24 protein-coding genes are annotated in these 19,773 nt (G+C 66.6%); 9 read left to right on the forward strand and 15 right to left on the reverse strand.

What is annotated here, in order from left to right; translation table 11 throughout:
• Positions 1-15: 15 nt before the first annotated feature.
• The 9 genes from EV192_RS15050 (at position 16) to EV192_RS15090 (ending at position 7,957) form a co-directional block, all read left to right on the forward strand.
• Positions 16-1,050: an LLM class flavin-dependent oxidoreductase gene (locus EV192_RS15050; RefSeq protein ID WP_132115646.1), complete on the forward strand. Its 1,035-nt coding sequence runs from the start codon at positions 16-18 to the stop codon at positions 1,048-1,050.
• Positions 1,047-2,966, forward strand: coding sequence for an alpha/beta hydrolase family protein (locus tag EV192_RS15055; protein ID WP_132115648.1), 1,920 nt, complete (start codon positions 1,047-1,049; stop codon positions 2,964-2,966). The genes EV192_RS15050 and EV192_RS15055 overlap by 4 nt, the downstream gene beginning before the upstream one ends.
• A 491-nt stretch (positions 2,967-3,457) precedes the next feature.
• The gene (locus EV192_RS15060; RefSeq protein ID WP_132115650.1) at positions 3,458-3,688 is read left to right on the forward strand and encodes a hypothetical protein; all 231 of its coding nucleotides are present in this window, start codon (positions 3,458-3,460) and stop codon (positions 3,686-3,688) included.
• Between the two features lie 68 nt (positions 3,689-3,756).
• Entirely contained in the window at positions 3,757-4,203 is a 447-nt protein-coding gene (locus tag EV192_RS15065; protein WP_341770857.1) for a DUF6879 family protein, read from the forward strand.
• Positions 4,184-5,071 (forward strand): helix-turn-helix domain-containing protein, encoded by an 888-nt coding sequence (locus tag EV192_RS15070; RefSeq protein ID WP_132115654.1) that lies wholly within the window; start codon positions 4,184-4,186, stop codon positions 5,069-5,071. Before EV192_RS15065 ends, EV192_RS15070 begins: the two co-directional genes overlap by 20 nt.
• Before the next feature lie 121 nt (positions 5,072-5,192).
• Complete coding sequence (locus tag EV192_RS15075) at positions 5,193-6,344, forward strand: radical SAM protein (RefSeq protein ID WP_243726851.1); 1,152 nt, start codon at positions 5,193-5,195, stop codon at positions 6,342-6,344.
• Entirely contained in the window at positions 6,323-6,922 is a 600-nt protein-coding gene (locus EV192_RS15080) for a 3'-5' exonuclease (RefSeq protein ID WP_243726852.1), read from the forward strand. The genes EV192_RS15075 and EV192_RS15080 overlap by 22 nt, the downstream gene beginning before the upstream one ends.
• Positions 6,900-7,547, forward strand: coding sequence for a dTMP kinase (gene tmk, locus EV192_RS15085; protein WP_132115656.1), 648 nt, complete (start codon positions 6,900-6,902; stop codon positions 7,545-7,547). The genes EV192_RS15080 and tmk overlap by 23 nt, the downstream gene beginning before the upstream one ends.
• Positions 7,544-7,957 carry a hypothetical protein gene (locus EV192_RS15090; RefSeq protein ID WP_132115658.1) on the forward strand — a complete coding sequence of 138 codons (414 nt, stop codon included), beginning with the start codon at positions 7,544-7,546 and terminating at the stop codon, positions 7,955-7,957. The genes tmk and EV192_RS15090 overlap by 4 nt, the downstream gene beginning before the upstream one ends.
• Before the next feature lie 25 nt (positions 7,958-7,982).
• On the opposite strand, the gene EV192_RS15095 is transcribed toward EV192_RS15090, so the two are convergent.
• The 15 genes from EV192_RS15095 to EV192_RS15165 all read right to left on the reverse strand — a co-directional run bounded on the left by EV192_RS15095 (position 7,983) and on the right by EV192_RS15165 (position 19,653).
• A complete protein-coding gene (locus EV192_RS15095; protein WP_132115660.1) occupies positions 7,983-8,192 on the reverse strand; it encodes a hypothetical protein in 210 nt (69 codons plus the stop codon).
• Positions 8,193-8,457: 265 nt separating this feature from the next.
• Positions 8,458-8,679, reverse strand: coding sequence for an MbtH family protein (locus EV192_RS15100; protein WP_132115662.1), 222 nt, complete (start codon positions 8,677-8,679; stop codon positions 8,458-8,460).
• Positions 8,680-8,704: 25 nt separating this feature from the next.
• Positions 8,705-9,196, reverse strand: a complete 492-nt coding sequence (locus EV192_RS15105; protein WP_132115664.1) for a flavin reductase family protein — start codon at positions 9,194-9,196, stop codon at positions 8,705-8,707.
• Positions 9,193-9,771, reverse strand: a complete 579-nt coding sequence (locus EV192_RS15110; RefSeq protein ID WP_132115666.1) for a UbiX family flavin prenyltransferase — start codon at positions 9,769-9,771, stop codon at positions 9,193-9,195. The genes EV192_RS15105 and EV192_RS15110 overlap by 4 nt, the downstream gene beginning before the upstream one ends.
• The gene (locus tag EV192_RS15115) at positions 9,768-11,162 is read right to left on the reverse strand and encodes a UbiD family decarboxylase (protein ID WP_132115668.1); all 1,395 of its coding nucleotides are present in this window, start codon (positions 11,160-11,162) and stop codon (positions 9,768-9,770) included. The genes EV192_RS15110 and EV192_RS15115 overlap by 4 nt, the downstream gene beginning before the upstream one ends.
• Positions 11,159-11,872 carry a beta/alpha barrel domain-containing protein gene (locus EV192_RS15120; RefSeq protein ID WP_132115670.1) on the reverse strand — a complete coding sequence of 238 codons (714 nt, stop codon included), beginning with the start codon at positions 11,870-11,872 and terminating at the stop codon, positions 11,159-11,161. The genes EV192_RS15115 and EV192_RS15120 overlap by 4 nt, the downstream gene beginning before the upstream one ends.
• Entirely contained in the window at positions 11,869-12,540 is a 672-nt protein-coding gene (locus EV192_RS15125; protein WP_132115672.1) for a phosphoribosylanthranilate isomerase, read from the reverse strand. Before EV192_RS15125 ends, EV192_RS15120 begins: the two co-directional genes overlap by 4 nt.
• An 8-nt stretch (positions 12,541-12,548) precedes the next feature.
• Positions 12,549-13,913, reverse strand: a complete 1,365-nt coding sequence (locus EV192_RS15130; protein ID WP_132115674.1) for a TrpB-like pyridoxal phosphate-dependent enzyme — start codon at positions 13,911-13,913, stop codon at positions 12,549-12,551.
• Positions 13,910-14,578: a transglutaminase-like domain-containing protein gene (locus EV192_RS15135; protein ID WP_132115676.1), complete on the reverse strand. Its 669-nt coding sequence runs from the start codon at positions 14,576-14,578 to the stop codon at positions 13,910-13,912. The genes EV192_RS15130 and EV192_RS15135 overlap by 4 nt, the downstream gene beginning before the upstream one ends.
• A complete protein-coding gene (locus EV192_RS15140; RefSeq protein ID WP_132115678.1) occupies positions 14,575-15,726 on the reverse strand; it encodes an acyl-CoA dehydrogenase family protein in 1,152 nt (383 codons plus the stop codon). Before EV192_RS15140 ends, EV192_RS15135 begins: the two co-directional genes overlap by 4 nt.
• Before the next feature lie 14 nt (positions 15,727-15,740).
• Positions 15,741-16,115, reverse strand: a complete 375-nt coding sequence (locus EV192_RS15145; RefSeq protein ID WP_132115680.1) for an ectoine synthase — start codon at positions 16,113-16,115, stop codon at positions 15,741-15,743.
• Positions 16,112-16,930, reverse strand: a complete 819-nt coding sequence (trpA, locus tag EV192_RS15150) for a tryptophan synthase subunit alpha (RefSeq protein ID WP_132115682.1) — start codon at positions 16,928-16,930, stop codon at positions 16,112-16,114. The genes EV192_RS15145 and trpA overlap by 4 nt, the downstream gene beginning before the upstream one ends.
• Positions 16,923-17,951, reverse strand: coding sequence for an anthranilate phosphoribosyltransferase (locus EV192_RS15155; RefSeq protein ID WP_132115684.1), 1,029 nt, complete (start codon positions 17,949-17,951; stop codon positions 16,923-16,925). The genes trpA and EV192_RS15155 overlap by 8 nt, the downstream gene beginning before the upstream one ends.
• 5 nt (positions 17,952-17,956) lie before the next feature.
• Complete coding sequence (locus EV192_RS15160; protein WP_132115686.1) at positions 17,957-18,214, reverse strand: phosphopantetheine-binding protein; 258 nt, start codon at positions 18,212-18,214, stop codon at positions 17,957-17,959.
• A complete protein-coding gene (locus EV192_RS15165) occupies positions 18,211-19,653 on the reverse strand; it encodes an AMP-binding protein (protein ID WP_279493369.1) in 1,443 nt (480 codons plus the stop codon). The genes EV192_RS15160 and EV192_RS15165 overlap by 4 nt, the downstream gene beginning before the upstream one ends.
• Between the last annotated feature and the right edge of the window lie 120 nt (positions 19,654-19,773).

The following is a 19,773-nucleotide window of genomic DNA, read 5'->3' on the forward strand; positions in this document are numbered from 1 at the left end:
CCCGGAGCGTCCACAATGGATTTCAGTCTCTTCTACTTCGCCAACGACAGTGAGACCGGCACCGACCGGTACCGCGTCCTGCTCGAAGGCGCCAAGTTCGCCGATACCCACGACTTCACCGCGGTCTGGACACCGGAACGGCATTTCCATCCGTTCGGCGGTTCGTACCCGAATCCCGCGGTCGTCGGTGCCGCCCTGGCCGAGATGACCAGTCGGGTGGGGATCCGGGCGGGCAGTGTCGTCGCCCCGCTGCACCCGCCGGTGCGGATCGCCGAGGAATGGTCCGTTGTGGACAACATCTCCGGTGGGCGGGTCGGCCTGTCGTTCGCGTCGGGGTGGCACGCGGTCGACTTCGCGATCCGGCCGGAGAACTACGTCGCCCGCCGGGATGTGCTCATCGAGACGGTCGACACTGTGCGTGCCCTGTGGCGAGGCGAGAGCACGAAGCTCCCCGACGGCACCGGGACCATGGTGGACGTGCGGATCTTCCCGTCGCCCGTGCAGGCCGAGTTGCCCGTGTGGTTGACCAGCTCGGGGAACGTGGAGACGTTCCGCGGCGCCGGCCGGATGGGTGCGGGCGTGTTGACTCACCTGCTCGGCCAGGACCTGGACGACCTGCGCGACAAGATCGCCGCGTACCGGCAGACCCACGCCGAGCATCAGGGCGGCCGGGGGCACGTGGTGCTGATGCTGCACACGTTGCTCGGGGCTGACCGCGCCGAGGTCCGGGAGCGCGTGCGGGAACCGTTCAGCGACTACCTGCGCAGCTCGATCGGTCTGATCCTGAAGGCATCCGGTGACATCCTGCCCGGTGTCGATCCGGACAACCTGAGCCCCGACGACGTGGACTTCCTGGTGGCGCGTTCGTTCGACAAGTACTTCGACACCGGCGGCCTGTTCGGCACGGTCGACGATGGGAAGGCGGTCGTCGAACGGCTCGCTGATGTTGGTGTGGACGAGGTGGCCTGTCTGATCGACTTCGTCGGGGACACCGACGCGGTGCTCGCCGGCCTGCCGTACCTGGACGAGTTGCGGAGGGCGACGGCATGAAGGTCGCGCCTTACGGCACGTGGACATCGCCGATCAGCGCGGCCGACGTTGCCGGTGTGGTCGGTGCGCCGGACTGGGTGGAGCTGCACGGCGGGCACGTGTGGTGGACCAGGTCCCGGCCTGAGGAAGGTGGCCGGGTCAGCCTGTTCCGGCTGGTCGACGGCGAGGTGCAGGACGTCCTGCCGGGCGACTGGAACGTGCGTAACCGCGTACACGAGTACGGCGGCCGGCCGTGGGCGCCGGTGGGCGATCAAATCGTGTTCACACACTGGACCGACCAACGTGTGTACACAGTTCACATCGGTGGCGAGCCGTTACCGATCACCGACGTTCCCGAGTGTGAACACGGTTGGCGCTACTCCGACCTCACCGCCGGTGTCGGCGCCGAAGTGTGGTGTGTACGCGAAACGGTCATCGGCGATCGCCCCACGGACATCGAACGTCACCTCGTCGCCGTGCCGCTGGACGGCTCCGGAACGCGTGTGCTCGGCGCGACCCACCATTTCATGACGGCGCCCAAGCCGAGCCCGGACGGTACTCATGCGGCCTGGATCGGTTGGGACCACCCGCGGATGCCGTGGGACGGCACCGAACTGTGCGTGGCGCCGATCCAGCCGGACGGGACGTTCGGTCCGCACCGAGTGATGGCCGGTGGGCCGCGTGAGTCGGTGTGCCAGTTCGAGTGGGACGGACCGGCGGCGCTGCTCGCCATGACGGACCCGGACGGCTGGTGGAACCTGCACCGGGTGAGCCTGGACGGCACGACCACCAACCTCGCGCCATGTCAGGAGGAGCTGGGCGGTCCACTGTGGGCACTCGGCTGGCGTTGGTTCACTTCGCTTGGCAACGGCCGGTACGCGGTGCTGCGCGCGGGCCGGTTGGCGGTGCTGGACGAGAACACCCGTACGGTCACGGATGTCGACGTTGATCTGCCGGTGTGGGGGCCGAGTCTGACAGCCGCGGACGGCATGCTTGCCTGTACCGCTGCCGGACCGACCGAGAACTGGGGTGTGGTGCAGCTGGACGTTCGCGATCCCGCGAGCACCCTGCGCCGCTTGTCGCCAGCTGGAGATCTGCCCGTGGCGTACCTGCCGGTCGGGTACGAGCAAGTGTTCACCGGCCCGGACGGCCGCGAGATCCCGGCTGTCGTGTACCCGCCGACAAATCCGGATTTCGTCGCGCCGGACGGAGAACTGCCTCCGTACGTGGTACACGTGCACGGCGGGCCGACAGCGCAGTTCACGCCGGTGCTGGTCCGCGTCTTCGGCTACCTGGCCAGCAGAGGCATCGGGATCGTCGCGGTGAACCACGGCGGCTCGGCCGGCTACGGCCGCGCCTTCCGTGAACTGCTCGACGAACAATGGGGAGTGGTCGACGTCGACGACTGCGCCGCAGTGGCATCCGCCCTGGCTGACCAAGGAATCGCCGATCGGGCCCGACTCGCCGTCCGCGGCCACAGCGCCGGCGGCTGGACCGGCGCCTTGTCCATAGTACGGACAAACGTATACCGATGCGCCACCATGACCTGCCCTCTGCTCGACCTCGAAAGTTGGAGCGAACAAACCCACGACTTCGAATCCAGGTACATGGAACGGTTGATAGGCGCTCTGCCTGAGCACAAGGATCGCTACAGTGAACGTTCTCCCATGACTTATGTGGACAATGTGACCACCCCCGTCCTGGTCCTTCAAGGAGCCGAGGACAAGATCTGTCCCGCCTCGGACTCCGCTCGCTACATAGCCCGCCTCGCCGCCGCTGGGGCCCCGTACGCTCACTTAGTTTTCGAGGGCGAAGGGCACGGTTTTCGTCGTGCGGAGAACGTGGCTCGGGTGGCTGAGGCTGAGTTGTCTTTTTATGGGCAGGTCTTTGGTTTCTCTCCTGTTGGTGTTCCGGTGTTGCCTGTTCACAACGGGTAGGTCTTTGATTTGACTATGGTTGGGTGCTGTCGCTTTGGTTGGCGTTTGGTTATTGCTTTTGGGCTGGTAAAGATTGTCGCTCGCCGCTATGGCAGGCCGCCAAGAGGGAGCCCTTGTCCTTAGTGTTGCTGGTTGTTTGGGTTGTGTGGCGTGGTGCCTCCCTCCCGTATGGCCTAGTCAAGTTCGCACTTGAGGACCTGACTTGCAGGGGTCATTTCCGCAGGTCAAGGAAAGGTAGGGGGCGCACCGCGCGATGTTCTCGCGCCGGAGGCTGTTCCTAGGTACCTTTCATTGGGAGTGCTGAGCGCCTACAGTCGCCCACGCCGTCGACCATGGAGGGGTCTGCCCGGCGTCCGCCACGACCGTTCCACTACAGCGTTGGCTGACGTCGTTGCTTGGAGCAACCCGCGGGCGCGGCCGTTTGACGCACGGGGCGGCGCACGTCAAGATGGGTGAGCAATGTCAGTAAAATTGCCCGCAAGGAGACGATCATGCGCGCTCATTTCCTCGGCAAGGACCCTGACTCTCAAGAGGGCCAATCACCTACGCTGTTCGCGACCGACCGGACCGACCGTGTCACGTACATCGCACAAGGCTGGAAAGTGACTGACTCGCAGGCGCTCGCCGACGTTGGCCCTGTCCCCCAGCACGAGACCTTGGTTGAGATCCCCGAGGATGTCCTCAAGATGTACGCCCGCCGGTACATGGAGGAGGGGAACTGACTCGGATCATCGAACCCGGTCCTGAGTTCGGCCAGCTCTTCCGTACCTTCGAGCACACCGCCTTCCGCTTGGAGACAAGAGACCAGTACAAATCCGCGAACGAGGCAGTTGCCCTGCGTCAGTTCGTAGCTGGCGACGATGTTGACATGAGCTGGTTTCGGAACTGGCTGTCCATGATCAAGCAGGCGAGCGGCGAAGGCCGCCGCTTCAGCCGGGTCAGGATCGTGTCGGTTCCTCTTACCGACTACAGCCGCTTCGGAATCTACTGCTCGACGTACACCAACGCTGCGGGAGAGGACATCCGCTATCTCACCCGTGACAGCGCGGCCGACCTGCCCGACTATGACTACTGGCTGTTCGACTCGCGAACGCTGGTGCGGATGCTCTTCGACGAAGACGAAACCTTCTTGGGTGGCGAGGTCATCGAAGACGCTGAGTCCGTTGTGGATCACAACTACTGGCGTGACGCTGCCTGGCACAAGGCAGTGAGACGGGATGACTTTGCCGCAAACTAGGGCGTCTGGCGCGTCGAACGTTCACGAGGCGCGCATCGCGCTGGGCAACCGACTCCGCGAGCTTCGTACCGACGCTGGGATGTCCGGCAAGGAACTCGCGGAGTCGTTGTCGTGGCGGCCCTCGAAGGTATCCAAGATCGAACACGCCAAGCAAACGCCGAGCGACGCCGACATCCGAGCATGGACGACGGCCACGAAGCGCGAGGCCGAGGCTCCTGATCTGCTGGCGTCACTACACACCCTCGAAATCCAGCACGCGGAATGGCAGCGACAGCTTCGCGGAGGGCTGAAGCCGCACCAGTCGGAGATCGCCGAGATCAACGCCAAGACCCGACTCTTCCGTGTCTTCGAGTCCACCTACATACCCGGCCTTCTGCAGACGGCGCAGTACGCTCGTCACCGCTTCGCCCAAAGCATCACGGTCTTCAAGATCCCCAACGACATCAACGAGGCTGTTCGCGCTCGTGTCCAACGTCAGGACATCCTGTACCGGCCCGAGAAGCGCTTTCACTTCGTGCTCACCGAAGCCGCATTGCGCTACCGGCTCTGCCCGCCTGAGATCATGCTCGGCCAACTCGATCGACTGATCTCGATGGCAGCACTTCCCAATGTGAAGCTCGGCATCGTCGGGTTCGAGACCGCTTACGTCGTAGCGCCGGCTCACGGCTTCTGGTTGCTCGACGAGGAACGCGTGATGGTTGAAACCTTCTCGGCCGAACTCAACCTCGCCCAGCCACAAGAGACGGCTCTCTACGGCACAGTCTTTGACTCATTGGCTGCTGTCGCCAGCTATGGCCGGTCTGCACGTGCCATCATCACTCGCGCGGTCGACGATCTTTCTCAGCAGGTAGCCGAAGATTCCGACTGATTGCGCCGCTCCAGGACTACTTCAAGAATTGCGAGCAATACTGAGAAATTTTCTATCGAGACCCATGACGCCTGCCTACTCTCCATGAGCAACCTCCCGGCTGACCTTGGAGAAGAGCTACGTGATCACGTCCGTGCCACTGCTCAGCAATGACCAGATCCACCGCCTGCCCAAGCGTGCTCAGGAAGTGGTCGAGTACCGCAAGAGCGGCCTGAGCCTCAATCACATCCAGGGGTGCTCGCTCGGCTGTGCCTACTGCATCCGCCACACCTACGGCTTGTGGGACGCGAACCAGCCCGTTGCGCTCATGTCTGACGCCCAAGCTGTCGAAGAACTGGTCAACCACCATTACTTCCAACCGCACATCACACCGATCCAGCTCTTCAATCGCGCGACCGAGCCCTTCCTGCCCAAGGTCCGCCCGCACACCTACGCCGTGCTCGAAGACCTGGACGAGCGTGAACTGACCAATCACGTCCTGGTCATCACGCGCCACCAGCTCAAGCCCGACGACATCGGCCGGCTCAACCGACTGCACAACCTCAAGCTGACCTTGCTGTTCACGTACTCCGGAATCGACAACGAGCAGATTGAGCCCTACCCATCGCACGTCGCGGCCGACTCGTTGAAGCTCATGAGCGCACCCACCCCGCGGAGGTATCGGACGGTGCTCTACTGGCGTCCCCTGGTCCCCGGACTTAACGACACCGATGAGCACTTGGCCGCCGCACGCGAGCTGAGCAACCATGCTGACGCCACTGTCTTCACCGGGTTGTTCTACCGCGACCAGATCGCTGAGTACTACAAGGCCACCGGGATCCCCGAACCCTACGAGGCCACCGCGCGCCGCAAGATCATGCCAAGGGAACTAGAACAGCGCGTGCTCGAAGCGTTCTCCAACTCGGCTGCCTTGTTTCGGAAGACGTCGTGCGCTGTGTCCTACGTGCATGGTCTTCCCGACTACAACGGGCACTTCGGCATCCACGAACTCTGCGACATCTGCCCCCTGAGTCAGCAGGAACTCTGTGCCAACGCGCATCGGACGCCAACCGCTCAAGACATACACGATGTCGCCAGCGTGTTGCCCGACGCCGGCAGCCTCCAGGTCGTAGATATCTCCCAGCGGGCGGCCACCGTGTCTGGCTTGGAAGCTGAGCAACCGCGCTACTACTTGCAGCACACGCTGGGCTTCCAGGTTCACGACGCAGACCACCCGCACCACGCGGACCGGCACGGTCGCGCTGACATCGGATGGAAGGCAAGGCAGACATGACGCACTGGACCTCGCTGAGCTACGTCGTGGTCGATGTCGAGGGCAACGGCCACCAACCACCCGACCTGGTCGAACTGGCCGCAGTGCCGATTGTCGACGGGATCATCGGCGATCCGAAGACCTGGCTGGTCCGACCCGACCTGCCGATCACCCCCTTCGCCAGGAAGATCCATGGCATCAGCAACGAGCAGGTGGCAGGCGCACCAGTCTTCGCGCATATCGAGGCCGACGTACTGAAGGCACTGGACGCCTCGGCTCTCATCGCTCACAACGCGCATATCGATGTCGGCGTTCTTCAGCGCAAGCTCGGCGACTGGGAGTGCCCCGAGGTGTTCGACACACTCAAGCTCGCGCGGCGCCTGCTACCGGACAGGACGACCCACAAGCTCGGCGCGCTTGTCGAGGAGTTCAGTCTCGACAAGGGACTGGAGCGTGAGGCTCAACCGCATCGGGCGGCTTATGACGCGATCGTCACAGCCCGGCTCTTTGTCCATCTCGCAGGCCGACGGACGCTCGAAGAACTGCGCGCCGGCCCTTCACGCGAGGGAGGCGGAGATGACCAGCAAGGGCTCTTCTAGCCATGGACGCAACCTGTTCGTTAGCGTCGATGGACCGAGCGGCGCGGGAAAGACCACCATCGTTCGACATCTGGCTCAGATCCTCGTCGCCCAAGGCGAGCATGTACACGTGACAGCCGAACCGTCGTCAGGTCCTATCGGCAAGCTTGCATCCGAGTTGACCGAGACGGTAACCGGTCACTCGCTTGCTTGTCTCTACGCGGCGGACCGTTACCACCACATCGAGACGGAAATCATTCCACATCTCAAGACCGGCCATATCGTCATCACTGACCGGTACATCGCCTCGGGGCTGGTGGTCCAGCGGTTCGACGGCGTAGATCCGGTCTTCTTGTGGCAACTCAACGAGGACGCCGAGCGACCAGACCTCGTGGTCATCCTCGAAGCGGATCCTGACGTTGTCGCCGACCGGCTGAGGGAACGGGGGCGACACACTCGCTTTCAGTTCGCTCCAGACAGCAGCCACAAGGAAGTCGAGTACTACAGGCAGGCGACTGAAACACTTGATGCGGCGGGCTTCTGCGTCCTCCAAGTCGACTGCAGCCGCCAGCCTCCAGAGCAGTCTGCGGCGTTCATCCGAGACCGGCTCATGCTCCTCGTGCCCAACGAGGTGGTGGACTCATGAACCTGCCCATCACGAACGACGACGCGATACGCCTCTATCCCGAACTGCAAGACCTGGTTGCTGTACGGGAAGCTGGTTGGATCTTCCGTCCCATCCAAGATGAAGGCGGTCCGTTGGAAGGGATCGCCGGCAGCTTCAGCCGTCACCAATACACCGACGCCATCTTTGTCTTTGACCGAACCAACGTCAGCGCGGCCCGCGTGCTTGACGAAGCCTACGGTGGCGGGTGTATCTGGTCGAAAGAAGGCTCAGACATCCAAGAGGTTGTTCACGAACTGCTCGGTCTTCCCGAACCAGATCAGACCGGAGCCCCGACGCTGGTCAAGCGCTCAAGTACGTTGTGGACACCCACATCCTTCCGGTGGCCGGCGCGTGATACGAGGCCATGGACGTTCAACTGTCCGTTTTGAACGGTTCGCGGGTGGTGCGCGGCTGCTACACCAGCATCGTCACGAGCACCCAGTACAGCAGCCCGCCGACCAAGCCGCCGACGGCGATGCCTTCCCGGCGCAGCAACGCCACCTTCGCGCCCGACTCGGTCAACCGGTAATACTCCTCCAGAATCGCCAGCTTGTACTCCAGCGAGAACACCCGTCGTCGTGGCCGGTCCACCCCAGTCCCGAAATCAGCACTACTGAACGTCATGATCACCCATCATCCAGACTCACCCCACTCAGAACTACAAACAACCAACAGTGGTCTCACGTGATCCTGACAGAGGGGGATACGGGAGGGAGTCACCACGCCACACAACCCAACCAACCAGCAGCACTAAGGACAAGGGCTCCCTCTTGGCGGCCTGCCATAGCGGCGAGCGGCAATCTTTTGACACCAGACACTTTGACACCAGAAAATGGCGCCCTGACCGTTCGGGTCGGAGCGCCATTGTCCGTTGCGGATTGTCTGTCCGTTAGGACGAGACGCGGTCCATGGCCTTGATCAGGCTGGTGGGCCGCATGTCCACCCAGTTCTGTTCGATGTAGTCGAGGCAGGACTGGCGGGTTTGTTCGCCGAACACTGGGTGCCAGCCGTTCGGGATGGGGGCGAAGGAGGGCCAGAGGGAGTGTTGGCCTTCGTCGTTCACCAGGACGAGGTAGGAGCCGTCGGGGTTCTCGAACGGGTTGGTGCTCATTGTTTCTCCTTTGTGGACTGACTTGTCAGGTGACGGTGTGGTAGCCGCCTCGGTAGAAGACGAGGGGTGTGCTGTCTCGGCTTGTTCTCAGGGCTAGGACTTCGCCGATCACGAGGGTGTGGTCGCCTGCTGGTTGGGTGGCCACTGAGCGGCACTCCAGGGTGGCTACGCAGTTGGTGAGCAGGGCCGCTCCGGTGGCTGGGCCGATGGTGTGGGGTACTCCGCCCAGGTCTTTTGTGGACATTCGGTGGGCGAAGTGGACGGACAGGTCCTGTTGGTCCGCGGCGAGTACGGACACTCCCCAGAGGCCTGATGAGCACAGCGCGACTGTGAACGGTGACTTGTCGCTGAAGCATATCGAGACCAGGGGTGGTTGTAGTGACACGGATGTGAAGCTGTTGGCGGTCCTTGCTTGGTGGCCGGTGGGGGATTGGGTGGTGACCACCATGACGCCTGTGGGGATGTGCGTGAGCGCCGAACGGAAGGTGTCCGGTGCGATCTGTTCCGCGGCGGTCATGGTCGCTCCTTACGGGGTCGGCAGTCCGGCCAGCGGACGGTTTCGGGCATGGCCAGCCCGAACTGGTCGAGCACGCGCGCGCACACGTGGTCCACGATGTCGTCGACCGTGGCCGGCTTGGTGTAGAACGCCGGCACCGGCGCCGCGATCACCACGCCCATTCTGGCCAGCGCCAACATGTTCTCCAGGTGGATCTCGGAGAACGGCAGTTCACGCGGCACCAGCACGAGCCGTCGGCGTTCCTTCAGTGTTACGTCCGCCGCGCGCGGGATGAGACCTTCGCCGTAGCCCGTCCGGATCGCGGCCACTGTCTTCATGCTGCACGGCGCCACGATCATCCCGTCGGTACGGAACGAGCCGCTGGAGATCGCCGCCGCCTGGTCGCTGTGGCCGTGCACATGTGAGGCCAGCTCGTACACGTCAGCCGCGGTCAGTCCGGTCTCCAGCTCCAGGGTTGCCCGGCCCCACCGGCTCATCACCAGGTGTGTCTCCACGTCCAGGTCCCGCAGCGCGCGCAGGATCCGCACGCCGAGCGTCGCGCCGGTCGCGCCGGTGATGGCCACCACGAGTCTCATGACCGGCCCCGGAAGCTGCGCACGACCTGGTCCCGCAGCGCGTACGGGACAGTGGCGTCGACGTAAGTACGCCCGTTGCCGCCGTCGGATCCGCGCTCGCCGGCCCAGTCCGGGCCGTGCGACGGGTCCATGCCCAACGGCCGGAACCCGGCGAACGTGCCGCAGTCCGTGCCGAGGTTCGCCCTGGTGGTGACCGCCCACAGCACGTCCTCGGCGGACGTGATGTCCACGTCGGTGTCGGTGAACACGATCAGCTTGACGAAGCCGTGCCAGTCGAAGATCCGCCGTGCGATCCCGCCCAGCCGGGCGTCGTCCGCCGCGGAGTCCTTACGGACCGCGACCACCAGCAGCAGCATCCCGCCGCCGGCAGGGGAGTAGTGCAGGTCCGCGATCAGCCGCCACTCCGGGGTGTCGGTGGTGAGTGCCACCGACAACGCGCCGGCCATCCCCAGGATCACCGACTGTTCCCGGCCCGGCCCGATCACCGCCTGGAACCGTGGGGACCGGCGCGTGGTCACGGCGGTGACTGTGAGTACGGGCAGGTCGGCGCGCGCGGCGCCGTCGTAGCCCAGAAACTCCGGCAACGAGACGTCCGGCGGGCCGTCCAACGACTCGTCCGTGACCGACCCGTCCAGGAACCCCTCAAGGACGATCTCGGACTCGGCGAGCACCGAAACCGGCTGGCTCACCCCGTTGGCCAGCGCGACCGGGCCACCTGCCATCGCCCCGGCGAGCGCCAGCTTCCCCACCGGGAGGACTGTCGTACTCAACGCCGAAGCCACGACCGCGGCGGGCGGCGCGCCGATGTTGACCGACACCGGCAGACGCCGCCCGGTCAGCACCGCGGCCTCGTGCATCCGACGCAGCGCGCGCCCTGGCACCATCCAGATCGCCAGCCGGTCCCGGCCGAGCACCAGCATCCGGTGCACCGACAAGGACTCGCCCGCCATGACCACACCCATCGTCAGGTATGGCCCGGCGTCACGGGGTGTGGCGCGCAACGCGGGCAGCTTGGTGAGATCCACCCGCGCGTACGAGCGTTGGCGACACGAGGGATCCGTCACGACCACCGGCGGCGTCGCGTCCGCGACCAGCGCGTCGACCGCTGCCCGATCGGTGCGCAGCGGCAGGCCCGGCAGCCACGTCCGCACGCGCTCCGCGGAACCGTACAACCCGAGCAGAACCGGCATGGACCGGCCGTCAACGCGGTAGCACACGACAGGCTCGGTACGGGTGAGCGAGTTGGCCGGGATGCCCGCGTAACGCGAGGCGAAATCCGCGGCGACATCGTCACACGGCAACGCGGCCGTGGGCTCATGCCATTGGTCCGGGGCGTGTCGACGCACCCAGTTGACCGCGGCACGGACCGACAGGCCTGGATGAGCAGTCATCGGCCCATTCCGTTCGTGGGGGTGGGTGCCAGCAGTTGGGCGAGGGAGTCGAACCAGTCCCGCGGACTCGGCGCGCGCAGCAACGCGGTGCCGACGAGCAGACCCGCGTACCCGGTCGCGAGCAGGTGTGCCGCCTGCGCAGGCGTGTCGATGCCGCTCGCACTGACCGGGCACGCGGTCTCGGTCGCCAGCACCGCCGGCAGGAGGCGGGTGCTGCGATCGAGGTCTCCGGAGTTCCGTTCACGCTGCTGGATGTCCTTGTTGTTCACCGCGATCACGCAGTGTTGTGGATGCGGCACGGCCGCGATCTCGGCCTCGGTCGCGACTTCCACGAACGGCGTGATCCCCACCGACAGCGCACGCTCCGCCAACCGGCGTAGCGACCCCGTTGTGAGCAGCCGCGCGGTCATCAACACGGCCGCCACACCCAGTTCCGCGGCGGTGACGAGCTGGCTTTCCCGGGTGATGAAGTCCTTCTGCAGCACGGGAAGGTCGGTGTGGAACGTCACAGCGCGGAGCATGTCCAGCCGGCCGCCGAACCACGGTCCGGTCACCACGGACAGGCACGCGGCGCCCGCTTCCGCGTACATCGCCGCGAGCTCGGCGGGCGCCCGACCGGCGAGCAGGTCGTCGCCGTCGCCGGTACGGGGTTTGATCTCGGCGATCACCGGGATGTCGGCGGCCAGGATCGCCTGAACGAACCGGGTCATGCGTGCTCCACCACCGTCCATTTGTCTCTGATCAGCGCCACTTGCCGGGCGTCGATGCGCCCGTCGGCGTCCCGGGACCCGGAGTCGACGTCGATGCCGTAGAACCGGGGATGACCGGTTAACGATCGGTAACGCGCGGAGTTGTCCGCGGTGAGTCCGCCGGCGAGCATCACCGGACGGCTCACCCGGTCGGCGATCGCCGCCGCCGCGGCCGGTTCGATGGTCAGCGCGGTGCTGCCGATCCGGCCGTCGGCGGCGAGCGCGTCGAGCAGGAAGACGTCCACCCCGGCCCGTTCGTAGGACGGGATGAGCGCCCGCTCGACACACTCGCCACCGCGCATGTGCAGCACCTTCACCACGGTCACCGCCGGATGCGCCGCCTTCAGTCGGCGCACCATCGCTGGTTGCTGGTAGCCGTGCAGCTGAACCCACCGGATGCCGGACCGCGCAAGCGCTTCACCCAATGTGTCCAGATCGGACGACAGGGTGACCAGGATCGGCCGCGGTCCGGTGGTGCGGGCCGCGTCGGCGAGCCGGGCCAACGCCGAGCCGCTCAGCTCGGCGTGACCTCGCGGGACGCCATGCCAGAGTCCCACGAAGTCCGCGCCCGCGGCGGCGAGCAGTTCGACGTCGGCCACCTGGGTGGCACCACACACCTTGACACGCATGACAGAACCTAGACGCTCACGAAACCAGGCAACTTGGCCAGCGAACTCTCCAGCGCGGCCGGGTCGAACTCCTCGTCCCGCAGCGATCCGGACAGGTACGCCTCGTACGCGCCCAAGTCGAAGTGCCCATGCCCGGACAGTCCGAAGAGGATAGTCCGGGCAACGCCCTCGTCACGGCAGCGCAATGCTTCGCGGATGGCGACGTCGATGGCGTGCGTGGACTCCGGCGCCGGCACGATGCCTTCGGCCCGCGCGAACGTGATCCCGGAAGCGAAGCAGCTCAGCTGCTTCACGGCGGTAGCCTCGATCAGGTCCCGGTCGAGTGCCTCGCTCACCAGGGGCGCCATCCCGTGGTACCGCAGACCGCCGGCGTGCACAGGCGGCGGCACAAAGGAATGACCCAGCGTGTGCATCTTGATCAACGGTGTGAGCCCGGCCGTGTCGCCGAAGTCGTACGACAGGGTGCCCTGCGTCATCGTCGGGCAGGACGAGGGCTCGGCCGCGATCACCCTGACAGTGCTGCCACCGCGCAGCTGCGCGCCGAGGAACGGGAACGCCAGCCCACCGAAGTTGCTGCCGCCGCCGGTCGCGCCGATCACGATGTCCGGGTAGTCGTCGGCGAGCGCGAACTGTGCGATCGCCTCCTGGCCGATCACACTCTGGTGCAGCAGCACGTGATTGAGCACGCTGCCGCCCGCGTAGTTGACGTCCGAGTTGCCGCCGGCCACTTCCAGCGCCTCGGACGTGGCGATCCCCAGGCTGCCAGGGCAGTCCGGGTCCTCGGCGAGGATCGCCCGGCCCGCCGCGGTCTCGGTGCTCGGGCTCGGCACGCACCGCGCGCCGTACGTCGCCATCAGCATCCGGCGGTACGGCTTCTGGTGGTAGCTGACCTTCACCATGAACACCGAGACGTCCATCTCGAACAACGCCCCGGCCAGCGCGAGCGACGAACCCCACTGCCCGGCGCCGGTCTCCGTGGCCAGCCGCGTGACCCCGGCCTGCTTGTTGTAGTACGCCTGGGCGATCGCGGTGTTCGGCTTGTGGCTGCCGGCCGGGCTGCCACCTTCGTACTTGTAGTAGATCCGTGCCGGCGTGCCCAGCGCCCGCTCCAGCCGGCGGGCGCGGAACAGCGGTGCCGGGCGGAACTGCGCGTAGATCTGGCGTACGGGTTCGGGGATCTCGATCTCGGCCTCGCGCGAGAGTTCCTGCCGCGCCAGCGTCTCGGGCATGATGCCGAGCAGGTCGTCCACGGTGATCTCGGCGCCCGTGCCCGGGTGCAGCATGGGAGCGCCGCCGGGCAGGTCGGCCGCGAGGTTGTACCAGGTACGCGGGATGTCCTTCTCGCCAAGGACATACTTGATCTGGTCGGTCATGACGTGTGCTCCAATTCGGGGGCGTCGGCGACGAGCGAGCCGGTGGTGAAGGTGTCGGCGGTCGCGAAGATCCGCGGGTGGGCGGCCCGCAGGCCGCTCAGCAGAAGGTCGTAGGGCAGGTCGGCGAACTCGCCGTGGGTGTGCAGGAACTCCATGTGCCGCCGGCCGCGCAGGTCGAACGGGTGGTGCAGGCTGTCCTGCGTACCGTCGAACTCCAGGGTGGCGATCCGGTACAGCCGGCACAGCGTCCGGTTGAACACCGGCGTGGCCTTCACCCACTGTCCGTCCACATAGGCCGAAACGAGACAGTGGAAGCGGAACACGTCGCCACCGATGAGGTCGCGGAGCCGGTCCGACGCAAGGTGGTTGCGGACGTCGGTGAGCACCAACCGGCTCGGCACCCCGACCGCGCGCAGAGCCGCCGCGTAGAGCACCGACTTGTGCACGCACATACCTGAACCGCGGCGCAGCACACTGCTGGCGCGCACCCCGGTCCGGGACAGGTCGGCGCCGTACACCTCATAGTGCACGCCGTCCCGCACGGCACGATACAGCGCGACTGCCTTCTCTGTCGCGGAGATCATGCCGCCGGTCACCCGTGCCACGAAGTCGGAGACCTCTACCGACTGGTGATCCAGGAACTCTGTCTCAGCCAGCTCGTTCATGACCCACCTCCCAGGCCGAGCATCGCGGACACCCGGTTGCGTTGGATCTCCGACGTGCCCGAGTAGATGGTTCCGGCGACCGCGTTGCGCAGGTCCTTCTCCACCCCGTACTCGGCCATGTACCCGTTGCCGCCGTGGATCTGCACCGCGGCCAGTGCGGACGCCAGGTTCTCCTCGCTGGCCACCAGCTTGGTGATGGCCAGGTCGACCGTGACGTTCTCGCCCGCGGTCAGCTTCAGAGCCGTGTCGTACAGCCACTTCCGGGTGGTCTCCAGGCCGACCTTCATGTCCGCGATCTTGTGCGACACCGCCTGGTAGTTCCCGATCGTCCGGCCGAACTGGACACGGCCCTTGGCGTAGTCGACGCACTGTTGCAGCCGGTGCTGCATCTCGCCGAGGTTGATCGCGAACGAGCAGAGGATCTCCCACTTCATCACGTGGTCCAGCACCAGGAACCCGCCGCCGGGCCGGCCGATCACGTTCGTCGCGGGCACCCGGCAGCCGTCGAAGTACAGCTCGCACAACGGCGACGTGCGCAGTCCCATCTTGGCGATCGGCTGGCCGGTCGAGAACCCCGGGGTGTCCCGCTCCACCAGGAACGCCGTCGTCCCCAGCGCGCCGCCGTCAGGATGCGTGCGGGCGTAGACGACGAACAGTCCGGCGACGGGACCGTTGCTGACGAACGTCTTGCTGCCGTCGAGCACGTACTCGTCGCCGTCCCGCCGGGCGAACGTCCGCATCCGCAGCGCGTCCGAACCGCTGTCCGGCTCGGTGATCGCGTGCGCCCCGACCGGGTCGCCCGAGCAGATCGCCGGCATGTACTTCTCTTTGAGCGCAGCCGATCCATAGCGCTGCAACGGAATTCCGACGCTCACCAGATGCGTGGACACCGCGAAGTTCAGTCCACCGTCCCGGCAGCCACGGCCGAGACCTTCGAGGAGGTACATGGTGGTCGGGAGGTTCTGGCCGAGCCCGCCCCACGCCTCGTCGAACGGCAGGCGCAGGATTCCGCACTCCTGCACCAGCTTCCATTTGTCCCACGGAAAAGCCGCGTCGGCGTCCCGCTCGATGTGCTCCGCGCTCAGCGCCTCACACCAGGAGGCGAGCCCGGCGAGCAGCTCGCGCTGCTCCTCGTTCCACACGATCACCGTGTACCTCTCGGTCAGTAGTGCGAGAACTCGGCGGAGTCGAGCTTGTGCGTCTCGTTTCCCTGCAACGCCGGGGTGAACACGCACACCAGACGCATGTCCTCGTGCGGTGCGGCGATGAGAAAGTGCGCGTCGTGCTCGTCCAGGGCGTAGAGCACCCCTGGCTCCAGTGGATGCGACTGGCCGTTCATGTCGACGACCTCGCCGCTGCCCTCGATGCAGTAGCACGCTTCGAGATGGCGGCGGTACTCCAGCCGGGACTTGGTGCCGGCCCGGACGGTGGTGTCGGTGACGGTGTAGCCCATGCCGTCGGACTGGACCAGGAACCGGCGGCTCAGGCCGTTGCCCCAGTCCACTGTGGGCACGTCGGAAAGTCTGCGGACGATCATTGGCGGGCAACCCCTTTCGTTGCTGTGGTTTCACTGCGCAGGTCGGCGACGAACCGGGCGAGGTCGGCGACCACGTCCCGGCACTCGGCGGCGGCCCGTTCCACCCGGGCGACGGCGGCGCTGCCGACGATCGCGGCATCCGCGCCCACGTCCCGGAGGGCCTCGATCTCGGCCCGGCCGCGGACGCCGAAGCCGACCGCGATCGGTGCGGACGTGTCCGCCCGCAACTCCCGCAGTGCCGGGCGGACGAGCCGGAACCCGTCGGCCGACGGAGTCCCGCTGCGGCCGTAGTGCGCCACCAGATACAGGTACGCCGTGGCGTTGCGCGCCGACTCGACGCGGGTGGCCGGATCGGAACTCGGGTAGCAGGTTGACACGACCGGGATCCCCGCCTGATGGGCGGCCTGGTAGTAGCCCACCCGGGCCCTTGCCGGCAACCCGTGCGTCAGCAACCCGTCGGCCGCCGAATCCCGTACCCTGGCGAGGAAGCAGTCCATCCCTAGTGGACGGACGGTGTGACTCCAGTCGGCCAGCAGGGCGATTCGAAGGTGCCGTGGGGTCGCCAGCCGGTCCAGGCACGCCAACACGTCGGCGAAGCCGACGCCGTTCGCCAACGCCCGGCGGGCGGATCGGCGGACGACCGGTCCGTCGGTGAACGAGTGCGGGAACGGCACCGCCAGCTCCAGGCAGTCCACTCGGGACTCGTCGAGCATGGCGACCAGCTCGGGCAGCATGTCCAGGGACGGGTCGCCGGCGTTGAGGAACACCGCGAGGCCGGGCTCACCGTCCGGACGGGCGGCGAAGAAGTCAGACATGGCCGGCTGCCAACAGGTTCGTGGCACGGGCCGTGCGCATCCGGTGGACCAGGTCGACGGCCGCGCCGTTGTGAACGGTGTCCTCGGCCGCGAGCACCGCCGACGCGATGTCGCCGTACAGTCCATTGAGGACTGCGAGGGCGGCGGCGTTGAGGCAGACCGCGTCCACAGCGGTGGCGCTGGCCTGTCCGGTGAGTACGTCGAGGAACTGCTCCACCGGGTCGCACCCGGTGGACGCGAGGTCGGTGAGTGCGCCGCCGGGCCGCGTGTACGTGTCGGCCGGCAGCCTCTGCTCATCCTCGCCGCACAGGATCAGGTTGTCCGCGAAGCCGACCAGCTCGTCGACTCCCAAGTGGTTGTGGCACAGCCACACCTGTCGGTCGGGCAGCCGGCCGGCAAGGTAGCGCAGGCCGGGTAGCACGGCCGGGTTGGCCACCCCGGTGAGCTGCTGCGAGACGGGCATGGCGGCGAGGAACGGCCCGACCGAGTTCACGAACCGGCCGACCGTGCGCAGGTCCAACGGCAGGATTTCCTTGGCCAGCAAGGCGATCTCGGCGGGGTAGACGAACAGCCCGGCGAAGGCCACCCCGAACCGGTCGAGCGCCTCCGCGGTCTCCTCGTAGGATGTGGTGAGCCGGACACCGAGCCGGTCGAGCAGGTCCAGCGAACCGTACCGGCTGGTGTACCGCCGGGATCCGGTCTTGACCACCCGGGCGCCCATCGCGGCCGCGACGACCGCGGCCGCCGTGGACACGTTGAACGTCCGTGGCCCGCCGCCGGTGCCCACGATGTTCACCGCGCCCGCGAACCCGACCGCTGGCGCCGGACGCCGTTCGTCGAGACAGTCCAGCAGGGCACCGAGGGTGTCGTGGTCGGGCATCGCGGTGGACAACGAAGTGAGGACGGCCGCCGCCTCGCCCCGGTGCAGCTTGCGGGACACCAGGCGGTTGAAGAACGTGTGCCAGCTCTCGCGGTCCACCGGGCTGTCCCGGTTGGCGAGGGCGGCGAGTAGGTCGTCCATGTCCGTCATCCAGTCGTGGCGGGCGCGAGCCCGCTGATGAAGGTGTCGATCGCGTCGATCGTGCGGAAGCTCTCCGGGTCGAGCTCCACGTCGTCGACCGGCAGCTCGAACCGCTCCTCGATCCAGGCGATCAGCTTGAGCAGCCCGAGGCTGTCGATCACGCCGCCGGTGACCAGGTCGTAGTCGTCGGTGAGGTCCTGCTCGCCGACGTCCGGGAGGAACTCGTCGAGCACGAACCGCTTGATCGTCTGGCTGTGAGTCATCTCTGTCCCTCGATGTAGGTGCGCTTGATCCGGGCTCGATCGGGTTTGCCGGTCGAGGTCGTCGGGAGTGGCTCGTCCGTCAGCCGGATGGCGGTCGGCACGGCCGGCAGGGGGAGGCGCTCCGCACAGTGCGCGCGCACGGCCAAGGAGTGCAGGGATTCAGGGGCGCGGCGGTGGATCACCGCGTGCAGCGCGTTGCCGGCGACCGGGTCGGGCACGGCGAACACGACCGCCCCCGTCACGTCGTCGAGTTCGAGCAGGGTGCGTTCGACCACCTGGGTGTTCACCCGGACGCCACGGATCTTCACGTGGAAGTCCGCGCGGCCCTCCAGGGACATCGACCCGTCCTGGTGCCGGCGGACCAGGTCGCCGGACCGGAAGTAGCGGCGGTTGTCCGCCCCGGTCGGGTGCGGCCCGAACGCGGCCGCGGCCAGCGCGGCGTCGGTGTAGCCGGAGGTCTGGAACGGCGTGTTGACATGCAGCTCGCCCACACCAGGTCCGGTGAGCACCTCGCCGGACGGGTCCACCAGCACCGCGTGGACGCCGTCGATCGGCCGGCCGATCGGCAACGGGACACAGTCGCGCACGGGGTCGATCTCGTGCAGGAAGCTGTCGTTGGTCTCAGTGCAGCCGTACAGGTTGTGCAGCTGGGCGTTCGGGAACAACGTGGGCAAGCCAGCCAGACCACGTGCGGTCAGCGCGTCGCCGGTGGAGATCGCGTGCGTGACCTCGGGCAGGGTGCTGCCGTGCTGGAGCAGAAGGGCGTACAGCATCGGCACTGCCTGCACGACGTGCACGTGGTGTCGTTCCAGCAGATCGTGCAGGTAGGAGGCTCTGGTCGCGTGTTCGGGCTCGACGAGGACCACCCGGCCGCCGACCGCGAGGGTCGTCCAGATGTCCAGCAGGCACAGGTCGAAGTTCAGCGGCGCGTAGTTCAGCACCGTCCGATGTGGACCAATGGCGAACCGGTCCGCGGCCCAGTCGACGAACCTGTCGACGGCGCCCGCGGTGAGCGGCACGACCTTGGGCACGCCGGTCGAGCCGGACGTGGTGAGCATGAAGCCGACCGCGTCCGGGCCGGCGGTGACGCGCAGAGCGGACCGGGCGCCGACTGGTCCGGGCTCAGGGGACAGCACCGTCCGGCACCCGGCGGCGTCGAGCAGCGCCGTCAGGGTCTCGGCGGCCAGGTCGACGGGCGGCAGGAGCAAGGGCCGGCCGTCGGCCAGCAACGCCAGGATCAGCGCGATGGTGTCGGGCGACTTGACGGCGCGCACGGCCACCGGTGTGCCTGGGGCGAGCCCCATTTCGTCCAGTCGCGCTTGTGCGGCACACGCCAGTCCGTGCAATTGCGCGTAACTGATTTCGGTGTGTCGCCACACCAATGCGGTGTCGTCGGGGTGGCTTCGGACGCGTTCGACAAATCTTGTTGGTAATCGCACTGCTGACCCCCGGATAAAAGGCCACTGCCGTGAAAACAATGGTGAGACTCGCAGTGCGGCCGGGCCGGCGCATGGGTGGGGTGCACCCAATTTCGATCAGCGGGCCGCCGGCCTGCGGGA

It is taken from the genome of Actinocrispum wychmicini, from assembly GCF_004345645.1.
Lineage (GTDB): Bacteria > Actinomycetota > Actinomycetes > Mycobacteriales > Pseudonocardiaceae > Kibdelosporangium > Kibdelosporangium wychmicini.

Excerpts from the sequence above, each read along its gene's own strand:
- EV192_RS15055 (WP_132115648.1), top strand. The coding sequence starts at position 1,047 with ATGAAGGTCGCGCCTTACGGCACGTGGACATCGCCGATCAGCGCGGCC.
- EV192_RS15070 (WP_132115654.1), top strand. The coding sequence starts at position 4,184 with ATGACTTTGCCGCAAACTAGGGCGTCTGGCGCGTCGAACGTTCACGAG.
- EV192_RS15105 (WP_132115664.1), bottom strand. The coding sequence starts at position 9,196 with ATGACCGCCGCGGAACAGATCGCACCGGACACCTTCCGTTCGGCGCTC.
- EV192_RS15125 (WP_132115672.1), bottom strand. The coding sequence starts at position 12,540 with ATGCGTGTCAAGGTGTGTGGTGCCACCCAGGTGGCCGACGTCGAACTG.
- trpA (WP_132115682.1), bottom strand. The coding sequence starts at position 16,930 with ATGTCTGACTTCTTCGCCGCCCGTCCGGACGGTGAGCCCGGCCTCGCG.
- EV192_RS15050 (WP_132115646.1), top strand. The coding sequence starts at position 16 with ATGGATTTCAGTCTCTTCTACTTCGCCAACGACAGTGAGACCGGCACC.
- EV192_RS15060 (WP_132115650.1), top strand. The coding sequence starts at position 3,458 with ATGCGCGCTCATTTCCTCGGCAAGGACCCTGACTCTCAAGAGGGCCAA.
- EV192_RS15090 (WP_132115658.1), top strand. The coding sequence starts at position 7,544 with ATGAACCTGCCCATCACGAACGACGACGCGATACGCCTCTATCCCGAA.
- EV192_RS15080 (WP_243726852.1), top strand. The coding sequence starts at position 6,323 with ATGGAAGGCAAGGCAGACATGACGCACTGGACCTCGCTGAGCTACGTC.
- EV192_RS15135 (WP_132115676.1), bottom strand. The coding sequence starts at position 14,578 with ATGAACGAGCTGGCTGAGACAGAGTTCCTGGATCACCAGTCGGTAGAG.
- EV192_RS15160 (WP_132115686.1), bottom strand. The coding sequence starts at position 18,214 with ATGACTCACAGCCAGACGATCAAGCGGTTCGTGCTCGACGAGTTCCTC.
- EV192_RS15115 (WP_132115668.1), bottom strand. The coding sequence starts at position 11,162 with ATGACTGCTCATCCAGGCCTGTCGGTCCGTGCCGCGGTCAACTGGGTG.
- EV192_RS15155 (WP_132115684.1), bottom strand. The coding sequence starts at position 17,951 with ATGGACGACCTACTCGCCGCCCTCGCCAACCGGGACAGCCCGGTGGAC.
- EV192_RS15100 (WP_132115662.1), bottom strand. The coding sequence starts at position 8,679 with ATGAGCACCAACCCGTTCGAGAACCCCGACGGCTCCTACCTCGTCCTG.
- EV192_RS15120 (WP_132115670.1), bottom strand. The coding sequence starts at position 11,872 with ATGACCCGGTTCGTTCAGGCGATCCTGGCCGCCGACATCCCGGTGATC.
- EV192_RS15095 (WP_132115660.1), bottom strand. The coding sequence starts at position 8,192 with ATGACGTTCAGTAGTGCTGATTTCGGGACTGGGGTGGACCGGCCACGA.
- EV192_RS15145 (WP_132115680.1), bottom strand. The coding sequence starts at position 16,115 with ATGATCGTCCGCAGACTTTCCGACGTGCCCACAGTGGACTGGGGCAAC.
- tmk (WP_132115656.1), top strand. The coding sequence starts at position 6,900 with ATGACCAGCAAGGGCTCTTCTAGCCATGGACGCAACCTGTTCGTTAGC.
- EV192_RS15130 (WP_132115674.1), bottom strand. The coding sequence starts at position 13,913 with ATGACCGACCAGATCAAGTATGTCCTTGGCGAGAAGGACATCCCGCGT.
- EV192_RS15110 (WP_132115666.1), bottom strand. The coding sequence starts at position 9,771 with ATGAGACTCGTGGTGGCCATCACCGGCGCGACCGGCGCGACGCTCGGC.